Annotated in this window: 12 protein-coding genes; 4 read left to right on the top strand and 8 right to left on the bottom strand. The window is 64.7% G+C overall.

The annotated features are described in order from the left end of the window. The first annotated feature begins 5 nt into the window (after positions 1–5). Entirely contained in the window at positions 6–632 is a 627-nt protein-coding gene (locus HOLFODRAFT_RS25110; RefSeq protein ID WP_211237961.1) for an ATP-binding protein, read from the top strand. Here HOLFODRAFT_RS25110 and HOLFODRAFT_RS0212880 read toward each other — a convergent pair. From HOLFODRAFT_RS0212880 to HOLFODRAFT_RS0212915, 8 genes are read right to left on the bottom strand one after another with little or no spacing between them, the layout of a single operon-like run. Then, on the bottom strand, positions 604–2,211 hold the full coding sequence (locus tag HOLFODRAFT_RS0212880) for a sensor histidine kinase (protein ID WP_005035974.1): 1,608 nt from the start codon (positions 2,209–2,211) through the stop codon (positions 604–606). The two genes, HOLFODRAFT_RS25110 and HOLFODRAFT_RS0212880, sit on opposite strands and share 29 nt — an antisense overlap. Next, the gene (locus tag HOLFODRAFT_RS0212885; RefSeq protein ID WP_158412959.1) at positions 2,208–3,110 is read right to left on the bottom strand and encodes a CHAD domain-containing protein; all 903 of its coding nucleotides are present in this window, start codon (positions 3,108–3,110) and stop codon (positions 2,208–2,210) included. Before HOLFODRAFT_RS0212885 ends, HOLFODRAFT_RS0212880 begins: the two co-directional genes overlap by 4 nt. An 8-nt stretch (positions 3,111–3,118) precedes the next feature. Continuing rightward, entirely contained in the window at positions 3,119–4,555 is a 1,437-nt protein-coding gene (locus HOLFODRAFT_RS0212890) for a glycosyltransferase family 2 protein (protein ID WP_005035976.1), read from the bottom strand. After that, the gene (locus tag HOLFODRAFT_RS0212895) at positions 4,552–5,634 is read right to left on the bottom strand and encodes a HEAT repeat domain-containing protein (RefSeq protein WP_005035978.1); all 1,083 of its coding nucleotides are present in this window, start codon (positions 5,632–5,634) and stop codon (positions 4,552–4,554) included. Before HOLFODRAFT_RS0212895 ends, HOLFODRAFT_RS0212890 begins: the two co-directional genes overlap by 4 nt. Then, positions 5,631–6,047 carry a response regulator transcription factor gene (locus HOLFODRAFT_RS21180; RefSeq protein WP_005035980.1) on the bottom strand — a complete coding sequence of 139 codons (417 nt, stop codon included), beginning with the start codon at positions 6,045–6,047 and terminating at the stop codon, positions 5,631–5,633. Before HOLFODRAFT_RS21180 ends, HOLFODRAFT_RS0212895 begins: the two co-directional genes overlap by 4 nt. 50 nt (positions 6,048–6,097) lie before the next feature. Continuing rightward, complete coding sequence (locus tag HOLFODRAFT_RS21185) at positions 6,098–7,321, bottom strand: YaiO family outer membrane beta-barrel protein (RefSeq protein WP_005035981.1); 1,224 nt, start codon at positions 7,319–7,321, stop codon at positions 6,098–6,100. Between the two features lie 7 nt (positions 7,322–7,328). Continuing rightward, entirely contained in the window at positions 7,329–9,716 is a 2,388-nt protein-coding gene (locus HOLFODRAFT_RS0212910) for a sulfatase-like hydrolase/transferase (protein ID WP_005035982.1), read from the bottom strand. Continuing rightward, entirely contained in the window at positions 9,716–10,588 is an 873-nt protein-coding gene (locus HOLFODRAFT_RS0212915) for a tetratricopeptide repeat protein (protein WP_005035983.1), read from the bottom strand. The genes HOLFODRAFT_RS0212910 and HOLFODRAFT_RS0212915 overlap by 1 nt, the downstream gene beginning before the upstream one ends. 35 nt (positions 10,589–10,623) lie before the next feature. On the opposite strand from HOLFODRAFT_RS0212915, the gene HOLFODRAFT_RS0212920 reads away from it, so the two are divergent. The 3 genes from HOLFODRAFT_RS0212920 to uvrA all read left to right on the top strand — a co-directional run bounded on the left by HOLFODRAFT_RS0212920 (position 10,624) and on the right by uvrA (position 16,830). Beyond that, entirely contained in the window at positions 10,624–11,514 is an 891-nt protein-coding gene (locus HOLFODRAFT_RS0212920) for a hypothetical protein (protein WP_005035984.1), read from the top strand. 161 nt (positions 11,515–11,675) lie between these two features. Beyond that, positions 11,676–13,793, top strand: a complete 2,118-nt coding sequence (locus tag HOLFODRAFT_RS0212925) for a hypothetical protein (protein ID WP_005035985.1) — start codon at positions 11,676–11,678, stop codon at positions 13,791–13,793. Positions 13,794–13,998: 205 nt separating this feature from the next. Further along, a complete protein-coding gene (gene uvrA, locus HOLFODRAFT_RS0212930) occupies positions 13,999–16,830 on the top strand; it encodes an excinuclease ABC subunit UvrA (protein ID WP_005035986.1) in 2,832 nt (943 codons plus the stop codon). Positions 16,831–16,867 lie beyond the last annotated feature (37 nt).

The raw sequence follows: 16,867 nt of genomic DNA on the forward strand, positions 1-16,867 counted from the left end.
AGGGGGTGGCTCATCTTCCCCGACTCCTCCAGTCCGTCGCGACGAGGGCTGGGAGCCCCATGAACGTTGCCGACCTGGGCCGAAGCCTGGGACTCAATCAGGTGACCTTGAAGCGTTATCTGACCCTGCTCGAGACCCTTTTCCTTCTGGTCCAGCTGCCCCCCTGGTTCGAGAACCTGGGAAAGCGTCTGGCCAAGACCCCGAAGCTCTATTTCAACGATTCCGGATTGCTTGCCCACCTCCTGGGCCTGGATCACGAAGGGATGGTCCGAAACCCGAGTTCCTGGGGTCCCGTACTGGAAAACTTCGTGGTCATGGAACTCGTGAAGATGGCCGCCTGGTCGAAGGCCCGGCCGAGCCTCTTCCACATGAGGACGAGCACCGGGCTCGAGGTGGACCTCGTCATGGAGAATCGGAGGCGGGAGTTGGTGGGCCTGGAGGTCAAGGCAGCCTCGACCGTTTCGGAGAAGGATTTCAAGGCCCTCCGGATGTTCCGGGACTCGGTGGGGGAGCGCCTGAAATGCGGCATCGTCCTCTACGCCGGGCGGGACATCCTGCCCTTCGGGGCGGGGCTCTGGGCTGTGCCTGTCCAGGCCCTCTGGGCTAAAGTCTCGGCATCGCTGGCAGGGTGAAGAGCATCCGCGTACCGCCGCCCTCCCGGGGCTCGGTGGTGATCTCACCGCCGTGGACCCGGATGATCTCCCGGCAGATCGAGAGCCCCAGGCCCGTGCCCTTGCCCTCGGGCTTGGTGGTGAACATGGGGCGGAAGACCATGGGAAGGAGTTCCTCGGGGATGCCGGAGCCGTTGTCCTCCAGGGTCACCTGCCAGCGGGAACTCTCGGGAAGGGAATGGGCGCTGGCCTTGATCAGGCCACCAGAGGGCATGGCATCCATGGCGTTGTTGACCAGGTTGATGAAGAGCTGTTCCATCTGCTTCTGGTCCACCCATAGGGTGCAGTCCTCGGGAATGTCCGACGCGAAGGTGATGTGGCGGGTCGAGAAGGTGGGTATCCACAGGCGGTGGAGTTCCGCCAGCAAGGTGTTCAGGGAGACGGCCTCCTGCTGGAGTTGGGGACGCCTGACCAGCCCCAGCAGACGCCGCACGATGTTGCCCACCCGCTCGATCTGGGACTGGATCAGATTCAGGCGCTCCCTGGTCCGCTCCGGCAGATCCGTCTGGCTGTGAAGGAGCTGGAGGTGGGCGTTCACCAGGTTCAGGGGAGTGCCCACCTCATGGGCGAAGGCCGCCGTGAGCTGCCCAGCCACTGCCATCCGCTCCTGCTGCCCAAGTTCATCCCGAAGAACGGTATTGCGCTCCACCAGCTGCTCCAGCTCCTGATTCTTGGCCTGGAGCTCGGCCAGGGCCAGATCAATGCGGTCCTGGAGATGGGTATTGAGGCCCCGGATCTCCTCAATCAGGAACTCCTTCTCGTTCGTGGCTCTCCGAAGTTCCGCAGCCATGGTGTTGAAGCTCTCGGCGATCTGCCCCAGCTCATCGGCTCTCTGGATCTCGGCCTTGGCGTCGGGGTGCCCCTGCTGCAGACGCGCCATGGCTGCCGTGATGGCTCGCACCGGGTCGCTGACCACAATGCCGAGTACCACCCAGAGGAGGACGAACTCCCCTATGAGGATGAAGGGGAGGATGGTGTAGGTGCGACGCAGATTCTTCGCCCAGAGGGATTCCCAGTGTTCAAGGTCGCAATAGACCCGGATGATGCCGAGGTTCCCCTTGTGGCCCCTGGGGGAGCGGATGGGGAGGTAGACCTTCCAGGCCTGGTTGCCGGTGTTGAGGTCCACCAGCTCCGGCTGGGGGGATTGCAGGGACAGATAGCTGCCCAGCTGGGTTCCCGCATCCACAGATTCTTCCGCCACCGAGGAGGTGACCAGGGCCACCTTCTTGTCCCCCACCCGCTTGAAGACATCGATCTGGAAGATGACCCGGTCCTCTCCGGAAAGGGTCTGGAGGAACTCGCCCAGGGCCTCGGGATCCTTGAAATCTCGCAAATCCAGGTCCCAGCGCTGCTGGATCTCGGACTCCACCGCCAGCCCGCTCTGGATTGCCAGGCGCTTGGTGTAGAGGAGCATCTCCTTGCGGCTGTTGTTGATGATGGAGGCCGCCACAAGGATGGTGACGACACTGGTCACCAGGGCCGTCAGAAGGAAGAGTTTCGCGTGGAGACTCTTGATCCAGGCGAGGACGCGATGGGTCATGCCGGATCCCCGGGCAGCCCGAGGCGGCGGTGCAACTCCCGGCTGAAGCCTGGGGGGGCGTAGAGGTCCGCGATCTCCCGGAATCGATCGTAATGGGTGGCCCTCTCCTGGGAAAGGTGGTGCAGGATCTCCTGGAGCCCCTCGGAGAGCACCCGGCGGGCCCGGTGTTCCAGGCCCTCCTGGAGCGCCTGCAGGTCGGATTCCAGCACTGCAAAGTCGTGGTGGTCCCCGAGGACGGTCTGGAGGGCCCTCAGCTCCTTGAGGGGGGCCTGGGGCTCCCGGATAAAGACTGGGGACAGGATCTCCAGGGTATAACGGAGCTTCTTGGCGTGGATGCGGAGCTGGTGGAGGGCCGTCGGGTTCTCCTCCCGCTGCTGCTCCGGCACCAGATCGCCGATGGCCTCCGTGTGGGGCTTGAGGAGAGCCCAGGCCGCCTCGTGTGGCTCCAGGGCGTGGAAGGGGTAGGGCATCTCTGGAGCGGGGAGGAGGATGGCGATCTTGGCCAGTTCCAGTTCCTTGATCCGGGCGGGCAGGCGCTTCCTCGCCTTGGACCGACGGGTGTCCACCCGTTCCAGAACGTGCTCCAGGGCGGCCCATCCATGGGGGCCTGGAAGCTCAGGTCCCAGCTCTTCGAGGATCTGGTTATGGACATCGAGTTCCCGCACGGTCCCCAGGATCTCCGTGAAATCCTCAAGGCGTTTCTGCTGGCGCTTGAGCCCGGGATAGAGCCCAGGGTCCAGGAGGCGGAGGACGGCCCGGAGCCGTCGCGAAGCCACCCGGGCATCATGAAGGGCCTCGATGCTCTCCCACCAGTCGTCCGGGCCCGTCAGTTCCAACAGTCGCCCTGCCCGGGTCTCCAGGGCCTGATGCAAGAGGAGGGAAAGCTCAAGAGGGTGCATGGGGACCATCATAGTGCCGATGGGGTTTTCGCCTCGTCCTTTCCTTTCAGCCCGTAGCGGTCCATTCTTCCCCAGTTCCGCTTGCCGCGGACGAAGTCCAAGCTGCCCTGGAGACGCCAGAAGAGGGTCAGCTGGCGGTAGCCAAAGTTCTCGAGGATGGCGGTCAGGAGCAGGCGACCCCATGCCCCAAGTCCCTGGTAGCGGTGCAGGGTGATCTCCTGGAGCACCACCGCCACCACGGAGTTGAAGATCCCCAGAAGCAGTGACATCCACAGGAAGAGGAGGGCGAAGGGGGTGCTTATGGTGTGGCTCCAGACGGCCCAGAGGGCGATTCCGTAGCCCAGGACTTCCACCCAGGGAGCCAGGGCTTCAAAGAGCAGGAAGTAGGGCATGGAGAAGAGGCCGATCCTGCCGTATCTGGGGGAGAACCACATGCGGCGATGCATCCAGAGAGTCTCCATCAGGCCCCGCTGCCAGCGGCTGCGTTGGCGCCGGAGGGGCTTGAAGTCTTCCGGCGCCTCGGTCCAGCAGATGGGATCGGGCACCAGGCTGATGTGGTAGGGCTTCTTCTCGTCCAGCATCAGGTGGTGGAGGCGCACCACCATCTCGAAATCCTCGCCGACGATGTCGGTGCAGAAGCCACCGGAGCGGACCAGGATGTCCTTCCGGAAGAGCCCGAAGGCTCCGGAGACGATGAAGAGGGCCCCCAGGCTGGAGAGCCCCATGCGCCCGAAGAGGAAGGCCCGGAGGTACTCCACCACCTGGAAGCGGGCCAGCCAGGAGTCCGGCATGAAGATGCCCCGGATGCCCATGGAGGTGACCCGGCATCCATTGAGGGGCCGGATCACCCCCCCGCATGCCGCGGTGTTGGGCTCATCCAGGAAGGGGCGGACCACCCTCAGGAGGGCGTCGGGCTCCAGGAGGCTATCGGCATCCATGCAGCAGACCAGGTGGTAGCGGGCCATGTTGATGCCGCAGTTCAGGGCGTCGGCCTTGCCTCCGTTCTCCTTGTCCACCACCACCAGGTTGCGCACGTAGGGGCTTTCGTAGACCGTCCGGACCTCCTGGGTGGGGATGAGCTGGCGGATGACCCGCTTGGTGGGTTTCATGCGGAAGGCAGCCACCAGCTGGGCCACGGTGTCGTCTGTGGAGCCATCGTTGACCACCACCACCTGGAATTCCGGATAGCGCAGGCTGATCAGGCTGGAGACGCTGGCCACCACGCCTGCGCTCTCGTTGTAGGCGGGGCAGACCAGGGTGATGGGCAGGGCGTGGGTGGTCTCGAAGAGGTTGTCCAGGGGATCGGCATCGGTGCGCCCCTGGTAGTTCCGGATGGCGAAGAAGGCCTTCAGGATCAGGAGAAACTGGATGCCATGGAGGAGCAGGAAGTAGAGCAGGATGCCCCACTGGATGGCGATGAGGAGGGTTTCCGTCGTCGGGCTCACGGGCGTCCCCAATCCAGGCGTTCCACGGCCATGTCCCGGGCGAAGCGGTCGGCGCTGTCATCGGCGGCAACCCACACCAGGGCCTCCCAGCCCAGGTTGCCGAGGGCCATCAGGGCGGTACTGGCCTCGCGCCTCACCTCGTAGACGGGGTCCGCCAGCTGCTCCAGCAAGGCGTCCACTGCAGGCAGCTGTCCCAGGAGTCCCGCGGCCCGGGCGGCATGAAGCCGCAGGGCTGGAGCCTGGGCCCGGAAGAATGGGCGAATCTCCTCCCAGACCGAGAGGTCCCCCAGGGCCCCCATGGCCCGGAGGACGGCGGCCTGGAGCTCCACTTCGGGCACCCTGAGCAGGCGGCGCAGGATAGGCAGGGCCTCTTCATCCCTCATCCCGGCGGCAAGGAGGGCGTAGAGGCGCCAGGGGGTGGGGTTCTCCCCGATGGGGCCGAGGGTCGTCTCCAGCCATCGCAGGAGCTCCGGGCCGAAGTCCTCCAGGAGTTCCAGGAGACGATCCTGTTGATAGTCCTCCTGGCGCAGCACCCAGGCAAAGACCTGGGGGGCATACTCGATCCTGTGGAGGGCCCCGAGGGCCCGGGCCGCAGCGAAGGCCACGAAGGGCTTGGGATCCCAGAGCAGCCTCTCCACGAGCGGGAGGTGTTCCAGGCATCCGTAGGTTGCGGTCTCCATGGCGGCACGCGCCCGGGTGACTGGGTTCCGGTGAGCGAGGCGATGGGGCAGGTCCTCATCCAGCTCCAGCGTCCGGTACAGGGCCTGCATTCGCTTGCCGTCCTCGCCCCCCAGGGTGTTGCGGTAGCGCAGCAGGAAGGCCTGGAAGAATTCCCGATCCCGGGGCTCGACCCGGCCAAAGGCCTCTTCCTGGTCCTGGCGAAGGTAGAGGTAGTTGGGGAGGGCTTCCTCCCAGATCTGGAAGAGCGAGATCCGCCGCTGATTGATCCGATCGGCCCAGGCCTGGACCCCCGCACTCAGAAGGACCAGTAGCAGTAGCAGGGCGGCCAGGGCGAGGGTGCCCCATACCAGGCAGCCCAGCAGGGCTGACTGCTCAAGGGGAAGCAGGGGCAGGTTCATGCGCCCTGGGCACTGCGTCGCAGGAGGCGGTAGAGGCGTTCCACCAGAAGCGGGAGTGACACCGGTTTGGTCATGTACTCGTCCGCTCCGGCTTCGAAACAGCGCACCTGCTCGGATTCTCGCTGGTTGGAGGAGACCACGATGATGGGGATGGACGCCAGGGGCGGGGCAAGCTGGCGTATCTCGTGCACCAGGCGGTAGCCGTCCATGCCGGGCATCATGAGATCCGTCACCACGAGGGAAATGGGCTCCTGCCCCAGAATTTCCAGGGCCTCCAGGCCATTCCTGGCGGTCAGGACCTCGATGCCCTCCATCTTCAGCCGGGCGCTGAAGAGGTGGGCCGTGGGCGCGGAATCCTCCACCACCAGGATCTTGGTGCCCTCTGGCCAGTTCTTGCCTGTTCCGATCGCCATCCATCTCCCGTTGGGAACCTTCGTGGTTCCATCTGCATTTTACATCTTTGCTAGAACCGGTACTCCAGGCCCAGGGTGGCCGTGAAGTGCCCGCGCGTCGTGCCTGCGGCGATCTCCTGATCCTCGAACCCCACGGAGGCCGAAGTCACCCAGGACCTTCCCATCCTGGTCTGCCCGCCCAGGGAGGCCTTCCGGGACTTCAGGCGCAGGATTTCCGCCGAGGGGGAGCTCTGGTCCGGGGATACGCCGGTGCCCAGGGTGAGGGTGAGGTAGGTGTCGGGATCACTGAAATAGCGCCGGGCCGCGAGGCTTCCGGAGAGGGAGGAGCCGATGGCGCTGGGGGTGAGGTAGGTCCGGAGCGTGAAGAGGTAGTCTCGGTAATACTTCCCGATGGAGCCGGTGTAGATGGTGACGTTGGACGCATCGAAGCTCAGGCGCCGGAACCCCAGGGAGCCTTCGATGCCCGCCGGGAAGTTGTGATAGATCTCGGCGCCGCAGCGGTACTTCGGGAAGATGGGGGCGCTGGAGCCCCCCGCATTGAGGTAGAAATAAGTGCCGGGCTTCCATTTGGGATACGCGTCCACCTCGTACTGGGTGCCGGTCTCCCCGTAGCGCCAGCCTTGGCTCACTCTGGCGGTGACGGAGCCGAAGTCGAAGCGGTGCCCCAGACTCAGGGCCGTGAGGTGCCAGGGGGCATCGAAGGTCTTGTCAAAGTGTTCGTAGGTATAGTCGAGGGCGATCTTGGAACGCTGGTTGAGTTCGATGAGATCGTCCCTCAGGAGCCGGGCCTGGTGGAAGTCAGGGTCCGCCTGGAGGGCCTGGGCGCTGGACTTCAGGGCGGACTCGTACTGCCCCAGGTTCCTCTGGAACCTGGCTCGCCGGTACAGCAGCTTGGGCTGGCCGGGCAGGATCCGCAGGCCCTCTTCGCAGATCTCCAGTCCCTTCTGGGGGTGGTCGGACCATGACTCCACATCCAGGAGGGCCTCCCGGGCATCCAGGTTCTCGGGGTTCCGCTCCAGCACGTAGCGCAGCTCTGTGCGGGCCTCGTCGTAGTGGCCGTCCCATGCATAGGTCCGGGCCATGAAGATCCGGATGTCGTGGTAGTCCGGGCTGCGCTGGAGGGCCCTGCGGCAGAGCGCCCTGGCCTCGTCCCGGTGGCGTTCCGAACTGAGCTTGCGGGCCTTGAGAAAGAGTTCATCCGAGCTTTCCTGGGCGGGCAGGGCGCTGCCCACCACAAGCAGGGCGGGAAGGAGGGCGAGGGCGAACCGGGGCATGGGAGTCCTAGCGGGGAGGGGTGAATCGATAGTAGGTGTTGACGACCTGGATCTGTTCGAGGATCAGCTTGTCATACTTGGCCTTGTCCGCAGCGCCCAGAGCCTTTCTTGCCGGGTGATCCCCCAGGGTGTAGAGGTGGTCGGCAAAGTTCACTCCGTCCGAGATGTAGAGGCTCTTCCGCCCCTGGTCCAGGATGCCGAAGACCGCGCCGTAGCTGGATGCCAGCAGGAAGTGCTCCTGGCGATAGGCCTGGGCCTCTGCGGCCGATTCCAGGAAGAGGGGGCGACCCATGATGGGGCTGGGCTTCACGGGGCGGTGTCCCAGCAGGTAGTAGAGGCTGGGGGTGACATCCGAATTGAAGGCGAACTGCTCCGGATCGTGCCAGAGGCCATGCAACCGCTTTGGCAGGTGGATCAGGAGCGGAATCCGGACGATCTCCGGATAGAGGGTGTAGGCGTGGCCGAAGCGTCCGTCCTCGCCCAGGGAATCGCCGTGGTCCGAGGTGAGGACCACTACGCTGTCCTCGTAGATGCCCTGGTCCTTGAGGAACTGGATGAAGCGGCCGAAGGCTTCGTCCAGGCGCTTCACCCGGCTGGCATAGGGAACATAGAAACCCGGGAAGGCCTCTCCCGCTGGCGTCCCCTCCCGGTTGATCACGGAGACATGGAGATCCTGGGGCTGCAGATAGGCGAAGACCGGCGCCTGCCTGGCTTCCCTGAGATGCCCCTGGAGTTCCGTGAGACTGCGCTCCAGTCGGAGATTCAAGGTGCCCGTTTTCACATCCATGTGACGGATGGAAGGGCCTGGTTTGACCACGATGTCCAGGATGGCATCGTCGGAGACATAGGCCTGGTAGCCGTCGATTCCGATCAGCTTCTGGAGGGCGTTCATGGGGTGGAAGGGGGTCACATACTGCTTGTGGAGCAGCATGCCGCCGGTCCAGATGGAGGGTTCCGCGAGCCCCGTGGCGCCGTAGCGGGTGAAGGCATTCCGCATCACCACGCTCTCGCGGGCGAAGGCGTCGATCCCCGGCGTGAAGCCCACCTTCCGGTTGTAGATCCCCAGGTAGTCCGGCCTCAGGCTGTCGATGACGACGATGAAGATGTGGGGGCGCCAGGCGGTGGTGGGGGCGAGCTTGTCCACGTGGTTCACGTCGACGGGGTCTGTGCGCACGGCCTGGGAGATGTTGCTGTTGACCTGCAGGATTTTGTAGATGGAACCCTGGCTGGTGTATCCCTGCGTGAGCAGTTCCCGCAGCAGCTTGGTGGAGACATTGGATCCGGAGTGAAGCTCCAGGGCGGACTCGAGGCCTGGGCCCCAGGGTGTCCAGGCCGGGAGGCGGAGGATCACCAGGAGCAGCAGGGTGGAACCGAAGAGGAGGCGCCCCCGGTTCCGGGGGCCGCGCGGGACGAGGTGGTGGCAGCCCGCGAAGGCCAGAGTCCAGGCCAGGATCACCAGCAGCTTCTGGAAGAGGAAGTTCCAGTCGAAGACCTGGGCCTTCCTGGAGAGTCCAAGAATGACGATGGAAACCAGTAATCCCCAGAGGATCCGGGACCAGCGCCCCTTCCCCATGAAACCCTGGAGAGGGCGCAGCAGGATGGCCAGCGGATCTCCGGTGACGCCTGGGCGAAGGCTCAGGGCCATCCAGAATATCCCCGCCACCCCCGCCAGCAGGAGGGCGTGGATCCCGGCCTGGAGGCCCTGGAAAGCCATGGATGCGTAGATCAGCTCATAGACAAGCCAGGCCAGCCCCAGGATCCCGAGCGTCATCAGGAGGGCCAGTTCCCTGGGGCCGGGGCGACGGGAGGCCCGCCCGATGGATCGGAAGAGCGTGAACACGACACCCGCCAGGAGGAAGACCAGCAGGTGCGCCCCCAGGTTCCAGGCCGTTCCAGGCAGGGGGCCCCAGTGGCGGGAAAGGAGCAGGAAGAGGGCCCAGGTATAGCCTCCGGCCAGCAGGCTGGCCAGGAACAGCCTCTCGGTCTCGTCCTCCTCGGGCAGTTCCAGGGCGACGCCGGGCAGGACCAGCCCCAGATCCAGGATGCTCAACCAGAGGGAAGACCCCAGGAAGGCCAGGCTGATCCCGAAGCTGAAGACTTGGTTCCCCAGTCCAGGGAGCAGGGGGTGCAGGGCCAGGGCCAGTCCCGCAAGGATGTGGACGGCGAAAAAGATTCGGGCAGGGCGCGTGTGCTCCCCGGACAGCCATGCCAGGAACAGCACGAGCCAGAAGATCCCCCCGTGCCAGCGCGCGAAGACCAGGAGCCAGGGTACGAGATGGCCTCGGATGATTTCCTGGTAGGTGAAGGGAATATAGGCGATCAGGGCGTAGGCGGCCGAGAGCAGCATGAAGAGGTGGAAGATCAGCCTGGAGAGGGTCCAGATAGAGCGGCGCATCAGGACGTCCCCCTCTTGAGTTTCTGGAGGCGCTTGGCGACATCCACCTTGTTGGGACTCAGTTCCAGGGCCCTGGTGTAGTAGGCGATGGCGTCCCTGGTGCGGTCCTCATGCTCTGCAATCCCCCCCAGCACGATGTAGAAGTCCGTGTAGTTGGGCTTGCGCCGAAGGCCCTTCTCCAGGACCTCCCTGGCCTTGGCGCCATCCCCGAGGCTGCGGAGGATCATTCCGTAGACCAGGAGGGCATCAGCGTTTTCGGGAGACTGGGCGAGCACCTCCTGGATCAGGGTGCGGGCCTTCTCCGTACTGCCGTAGAAGAACTCCAGGCGGGCGAAGCCGATCTTGAAGTCGGGGTAGCCCGGGTTGCTCACCATCCACTTCGCGTACCAGGCCTTGGCCTTGCCTCGATCCCCTGCGGCCTCGTAGGCGCGGGCGAGGTGGATGGCCATGTCGGGATTCTTCGGCTCAAGGGCCTGGCAGCGTTCGTAGGCGTGGACGGCCTCCGGGATCAGCCCCAGGTTCTCGTAGGCTACGCCGATGGCTGGGCAGGCATCCCCGGGGGAGGGGGCTACGACCATGTATTTCTCCCAGAGGGCGGCCTCCTCCCGGAAATTCCCAAGTCGGTTCTGGATCCTGGCCAGGCGCTCGATGTAGATGTGATTGTCCGGGAACTCCTGGTGGAGGCGCTGGGTGGGGGGCAGGGCCCCGGTGAAGTTCCCCGCCCGGAAGAGGGCCTGGCTCTCCTCCTGGAGCCCATGGGCCCGCGCCTGCTCCCGGGTCGAAGCCGTTGGCGCCTCCAGCACGAAAAGCCCCCAGTAGGCGAGGACCAGGGTGATCAGGGCGAGAAGGATGCGGCGGGCATTTGGACTCATGGTTAAGGTTGAATTGTAGTCGATGGGGGGTGGATATGCGGAAAGCCCTGGCGATCGCGGCCCTGGCCCTCCTTTGCCTCCTGGCCTGCCGAGCTCCTTCGCACCTTCCAGAGGGGCCTATTCCGGATGTCTCAGGGGTCTACGTCTATTCCGATGTGGTTCGGGATCCCCAGGCCATGCGGGGCTTCCTGACCTTCTCGCGCCAGTGGAAGCTCGATCAGGTCTACCTCCAGAGCGCCCATCTGGTCCGCGAGTGCCCGGAGGCCCTGGGGGCCTTCATCTCCCTTGCCCGGGAGGCCGGTGTGTCCGTTACGCTGCTGGCCGGGCGCTCCGCCTGGGCCCTGGAGCCGGGCCATGGCGAAGCTCTTCGGGTGGCCCGGGAAGCCCGCGCTTTTGCTGAAGGCCTGGAGCGCCAGGGCAGGCCTGCCCCCGAGGCCATCCAGTTCGATGTCGAACCCTACCTGCTTCCCCGGTGGAAGGCGGATCCCCAGGCGGTGGCCAACCAGTATCTCGACCTCTTCGAGAAGCTCCGGGAGGCGCTGGGGGGTCGGCTCCGCCTCCAGGCCTGCACCCCCTTCTGGTTCGATCGGGTGCAGGTGCGGCGGCGGGGACGCACCCGCCCTTTGAACGAATGGATCCTGGATGCCGCCGATGGGGCGGTGCTGATGGACTACCGGGACACGGCCCAGCGGCTGGTCAGCGGCGCCGAGGGGGAACTGGCCTACGCCAGCCATATCGGCAAACCTGTGGTGATCGCCGTGAACTTCGCTCCCAGCGACGAGAAACACACGAGCTTCCATGGGCAGTCCGAAGCGCGCATCCGCCGGGAATTGCTGGATGCCTCAGCTCGTCTGCGGTCCTACGGGGCTTTCCGTGGTATCTCGGTTTTTCATTACAGTGTCATGGTGGATGAAAACCTGGAGTGATACATTCATTATTTCCATGGGGCTTGCTTGGCCATGGGTGCTGCCCTAGACTTCGCTGTCCCAGTGGCCTTTGGTCGCCTCTTTTGATTAATTATTTATCATATAGTGCTGCCCCAATCATTCTCGAAGTCTCATCTCTTCACTGTTGGACGGAGGTCGACATGAGTCTTGTGGCTGCACTATCGAAGGGGCTCGCTGGGTGCGGCCTCCTTCTTGCCCTGGCCTGCGGTGGGGGTGCGTCGTCCACCTCTCCAGCCACGCCATCGACAGCGTTGCCGGTGCTCCCCGAGGACGATGCCACCAAGAACCACCTCGGGATGAACACCTGGTTCCTGAACGACTGGGACGACAGCTCCGCCTTTGTGGATGTGGCCAAGCACGCCCGGAAGTGGAACGACTCGGCATGGACCACTGCGGCTCCCGCGGACGCCCTGGGCTGGCCCACGACAGATGCCTCCACGGTCTTCTGGACGGGGACACCCGCTCAGATCAACGGGACCTACAAGCTCACCTTCAAGGGGCAGGCGGATGTGGCGGTGATGTGGTCCGGCGGAGCCGTGACCAACAAGGTCTATGACAGCGCGACCAATACGACCACGGCGGATGTCACCATCAGCAGCAGCTCCGGCGGCTCCGGTGGTCTCAAGCTCACCGACACCAAGCGGACCGCCACCAGCGCCACCAACACCGGCTTCACGGACCTGCACCTCTATCGGCCCGGCTATGCCTCCGATGGCAGCGCCGTCTTCACCACTCCCTTCCTCACGGCCCTGGGCAAGGTGGATGTGGTGCGGATGATGGACTGGACGAGTACCAATGTAAACCTCACCCAGACCTGGTCCCAGCGCCGGACGCCCCTCCACTTCTACAAGGCTGGGGAGGCCTACACGGGCCCGGGTGGGGAGGACTGGAGCGCCAGCAGCAGTTCCCCCGGGGTCGCTCTGGAACATCAGATCCAGCTCTGCAACACGCTGGGAGCGGACTTCTGGCTGAACATCCCTGTGGCCGCCGACGACAACTACGTGCGCAAGATTGCCCTGGCCTGCCGCTACGGCACCGATGGTACCAACCCCTACACCAGCACCCAGGCCAGCCCCGTCTATCCGCCCCTGGACTCCAACCGCCGCCTGTACCTCGAGTACGCCAACGAGATCTGGAACTACGCCGGTGGTTTCCAGTGCTTCCACGTCATTCACGACATCGTGCTGTCCCTGCCCTCCACCCACCCGGTCAGGTCGCTGGCCCCCAGCGGGTCCGGGCAGTACCAGTGGCTCTACATCTACCCCGCCTATCGCATGGCCGCCATCAGCGACATCTTCCGGGAGGTCTACGGGGATGCCTCCATGATGAACCGGGTCCGCCCCCTCCTCATGACCCAGCAGGGCAACACCAACAACACCCTCTCCCTGCCCCTCAACTGGCTGGAGGCCTATGGGAAGACCCTATCGCCCCAGCGCACCGTGGCGTCCTACCTCTACGGCGCCGGGGGCTCGGGATACTACGGGGTCAACAGCGAGCCCACGGCCCACTCGGACCTGGACGGCTTCTTCGCCTCGGGGAACTATCCCTCCACCGTCAACGTGAAGGGCATGGGCGTTGATGCGCTCTGGACCAAAAACCAGGGGATCAAGCGGGTCGCCTATGAGGGGGGCCCCAGTCTGGACAGCTACTCGGATGCGGAAGCCCAGGCCATCAACGCCGATTCCCGCATGCTGGACATGGTTGAGACCACCCACGCCGCCTGGTCGGCCCAGGGTGGGGACCTGCTGGTCTACTACACCCTGGTGGGGGCCGCCCAGTGGGAGTTCACCCCGGACATCACCAATGCCGACACCCCCAAGCTCCGGGCCCTGGATGCCCTCAAGGGTGCGACCCGGGCCAGCGTCACCCTGGGTCAGGCCCTGCCCGGGTCCATGATCGCGGTTGACTGGCAGGCGAATGGCTACCAGATCCGCACGGGCTTTGACTATGTGAAGCCGGTGGGCGGGCTCGACACCGTGGCGGGCAATGAGGAAAACGAGTGGGTGGCCTACCCCTTCCACGCGGATGCGGCCTTCACGGGCAGCCTGAGCCTCCGGGTTGCCAGCTACTACGGCACCACTGTGGCCGTATGGCTGAACGGGGTGAAGCAGGGTGAGCTGGCGATCCCCGCCCACAACCCGCTGGTACTCGCGGACACCACCACCCTGAGTGTCTCCATCCCTGCGGGGCTGTCGGTCATCCGGGTAGAGAACCTCGGCACCAATGATTTCTGCCTGTATTCCATCCAGGTGAACTGATCGTCCGCGTCGTGCCGCCCCAAGCACCTCGCTCCTGGATAGCTTCTTTATCTGCCATGAAAGGGGGGACCGCCTGCTCGCTGCGCTCGCGATTGCCCTCCTTTCCTGTGCTCATGGCTTGCGGGATGGGATGGGTGGGGGCAGAATTTAAGCGAAACGCGCCCCCGCCTCCGATGGCATCCAATGGGGATCGGGTGAGGAAGCCATGGAATTCATCAACATCAGGGGCGCTCGGCAGCACAACCTCAAGAACATCGATCTCCGGATCCCCCGCAATCAGCTGGTGGTGATCACGGGGCTCTCCGGGAGCGGCAAATCCTCCCTGGCCTTCGATACCCTCTATGCCGAGGGACAGCGGCGCTATGTGGAAAGCCTCTCGGCCTATGCCCGGATGTTCCTGGACCAAATGGAGAAGCCCGATGTGGACAGCATCGAGGGGCTCTCCCCGGCCATCTCCATCGAGCAGAAGACCACCAGCCGGAATCCCCGCTCCACAGTGGCCACGGTGACGGAGATCTACGACTACCTGCGACTCCTCTACGCCCGCACGGGCAAGCCCATCTGCATGGCCTGCGGCCAGCCCATCGCCAGCCAGACCATCCAGGAGATGGCGGACCTGATCCTGGCCAACCCCGAGGGCAGCCGGGTGCAGATCCTGGCCCCGGTGGTGCGGGCCCGGAAGGGAGAGTACAAGAAGATGCTCCAGGACCTCATGAAGCGGGGCTACATCCGGGCCCGGGTGAACGGCGAGATGCTGGATCTCACCGAGGGCCTGCCGGACCTGGACAAGCAGAAGAAGCACACCATCGAGGTGGTCATCGACCGTCTCAAGGTGAGCCCCTCCATCCAGAGCCGCCTGGCGGACAGCCTGGAGATCGCCTGCAACCTGGCGGAGGGTTCGGCCCTACTGGAAATTGATGGGACCGAAAAACTTCTCTCCTCCAAGCTGGCCTGCAACAACGTCAAATGCACCCGCTTCGGTCTGGGCCTTCCGGACCTCGAACCCCGCAGTTTCTCCTTCAACTCCCCCTTCGGGGCCTGCCCCACCTGCGACGGCCTGGGCTTCAAGCGCCAGTTCGCCGAGGAACTGATCGTCCCCAATCCCGAGTTGAGCATCAACCAGGGCGCCATCCAGGCCTCGGGGTGGAAGAGCGTCAAGGACGACGGCTGGCGAGCCCAGATGATGGACCAGCTCGCCAGGGCCATGCACTTCGACCTGGACACCCCCTGGAAGGACATGGATGAGGAGGTGCGCCAGATTGTCCTCCACGGCACCCGCAAGGCGATGCGCTTCACCTACGAGAGCCGCAAGAGCCGCTACGAGTTCACGCACCACTACGAGGGCATCATCGGCAACCTGGAGCGCCGCTACCGGGAGACAACCAGCGAGGAGATCCGCGCCGAGATGGAGGAATCCATGCGGGTCATCCCCTGCGAGACCTGCGGGGGGCTTCGCCTCAAGCCTGAGGTGCTCAGCGTCTTCGTGGGGGGCGAGCACATCGCCTCCGTGGTGCAGAAGAGTGTGCGGGATTCCCGCCAGTGGTTCGAGAATCTGGCCCTGGAGGGCCGGGATGCCGTGATCTCCGAGAAGATCCTCAAGGAGATCAAGGAACGCCTGGGATTCCTGGATGATGTGGGTCTGGGCTACCTGACCCTGGACCGCAGCGCTGCCACCCTGTCCGGTGGCGAGGGCCAGCGCATCCGCCTGGCCACCCAGATCGGCAGCAAGCTCCAGGGGGTCCTCTATGTCCTGGACGAGCCCAGCATCGGGCTCCACCAGCGGGACAACCACAAGCTTCTCAACACCCTCAAGGAGATGCGGGACCTTGGCAACAGCGTCCTGGTGGTGGAGCACGACCTGGAAACCATGCAGGAGGCGGACCACCTCATCGACATGGGGCCCGGTGCCGGGGAGCACGGGGGCTGGATCGTGGCCCAGGGCACGCCTGCGGAAGTGGCTGAAAACCAGGCATCCATAACTGGCCATTTTCTCTCAGGCCGCGACAAGATCCCCGTGCCCCGCAAGCGCCGGAAGGCGGAACGGGGCCATCTGGAGGTCCTGGGGGCCACGGAGAACAACCTCAAGGATGTGAACGCGAAGTTCCCGGTGGGAATCTTCACCTGCGTCACCGGGGTCTCGGGCAGCGGCAAGAGCACCCTGGTGAACGAGATCCTTTACAAGGCCCTGGCCAACCAGCTCCACCAGGGGGCCCATGTCGTGGGCAAGCACAAGTCCATCAAGGGCTTGGAGGCCATCGACAAGGTCATCGACATCGACCAGGCCCCCATCGGGCGCACCCCCCGCAGCAACCCCGCCACCTACACCGGGCTCTTCACGCCCCTGAGGGAGCTCTTCAGCCAGCTCCCGGAGAGCAAGGCCCGGGGCTACACAGCGGGGCGCTTCAGCTTCAATGTCCGGGGCGGGCGTTGCGAGAAGTGCGAGGGCGACGGTGTCATCAAGATCGAGATGCACTTCCTCCCGGATGTCTACGTCACCTGCGAGCAGTGCAAGGGCAAGCGCTACAACCGCGAGACCCTGGAGATCCACTACAAGGGCAAGAGCATCTCGGACGTGCTGGAGATGACCGTGGAGGAGGCCCTCCAGCTCTTCGGCCCGCTTCCCAAGCTGGCCAACAAGCTCCAGACCCTGTCGGACGTGGGGTTGGGGTACGTCCGCCTGGGCCAGAGCGCCACCACCCTCTCGGGTGGCGAGGCCCAGCGGGTCAAGCTGGGCAAGGAACTGAGCAAGCGCGCCACCGGGAAGACTGTCTACATCCTGGACGAGCCCACCACCGGCCTGCACCTCAAAGACATCCAGAAGCTCCTGGAGGTCATCAACCGCCTGGTGGAGACCGGCAATACCGTCATCGTCATCGAGCACAACCTGGATGTCATCAAGACCGCCGACTGGATCCTGGACCTGGGCCCCGAAGGTGGCGGCGAGGGTGGCCGGGTCATCGCCCAGGGAAGCCCGGAGGAGATCGCCAAGGCCAAGGGGAGCGTGACGGGGCAGTACCTGAAGCCGTACTTGAAATAAGGTGTCAGCTTCGGGGGAACCCCCGGCTGCCGGGGTA

Source organism: Holophaga foetida DSM 6591, from assembly GCF_000242615.2.
Classification (GTDB): domain Bacteria; phylum Acidobacteriota; class Holophagae; order Holophagales; family Holophagaceae; genus Holophaga; species Holophaga foetida.

Bases quoted from the DNA above. Each gene is read 5' to 3' on its own strand.
- HOLFODRAFT_RS21185 (WP_005035981.1), bottom strand. From the start codon at position 7,321: ATGCCCCGGTTCGCCCTCGCCCTCCTTCCCGCCCTGCTTGTGGTGGGC.
- HOLFODRAFT_RS21180 (WP_005035980.1), bottom strand. From the start codon at position 6,047: ATGGCGATCGGAACAGGCAAGAACTGGCCAGAGGGCACCAAGATCCTG.
- HOLFODRAFT_RS0212885 (WP_158412959.1), bottom strand. From the start codon at position 3,110: ATGCACCCTCTTGAGCTTTCCCTCCTCTTGCATCAGGCCCTGGAGACC.
- HOLFODRAFT_RS0212910 (WP_005035982.1), bottom strand. From the start codon at position 9,716: ATGCGCCGCTCTATCTGGACCCTCTCCAGGCTGATCTTCCACCTCTTC.
- HOLFODRAFT_RS0212915 (WP_005035983.1), bottom strand. From the start codon at position 10,588: ATGAGTCCAAATGCCCGCCGCATCCTTCTCGCCCTGATCACCCTGGTC.
- uvrA (WP_005035986.1), top strand. From the start codon at position 13,999: ATGGAATTCATCAACATCAGGGGCGCTCGGCAGCACAACCTCAAGAAC.
- HOLFODRAFT_RS0212880 (WP_005035974.1), bottom strand. From the start codon at position 2,211: ATGACCCATCGCGTCCTCGCCTGGATCAAGAGTCTCCACGCGAAACTC.
- HOLFODRAFT_RS0212925 (WP_005035985.1), top strand. From the start codon at position 11,676: ATGAGTCTTGTGGCTGCACTATCGAAGGGGCTCGCTGGGTGCGGCCTC.
- HOLFODRAFT_RS0212895 (WP_005035978.1), bottom strand. From the start codon at position 5,634: ATGAACCTGCCCCTGCTTCCCCTTGAGCAGTCAGCCCTGCTGGGCTGC.
- HOLFODRAFT_RS0212920 (WP_005035984.1), top strand. From the start codon at position 10,624: ATGCGGAAAGCCCTGGCGATCGCGGCCCTGGCCCTCCTTTGCCTCCTG.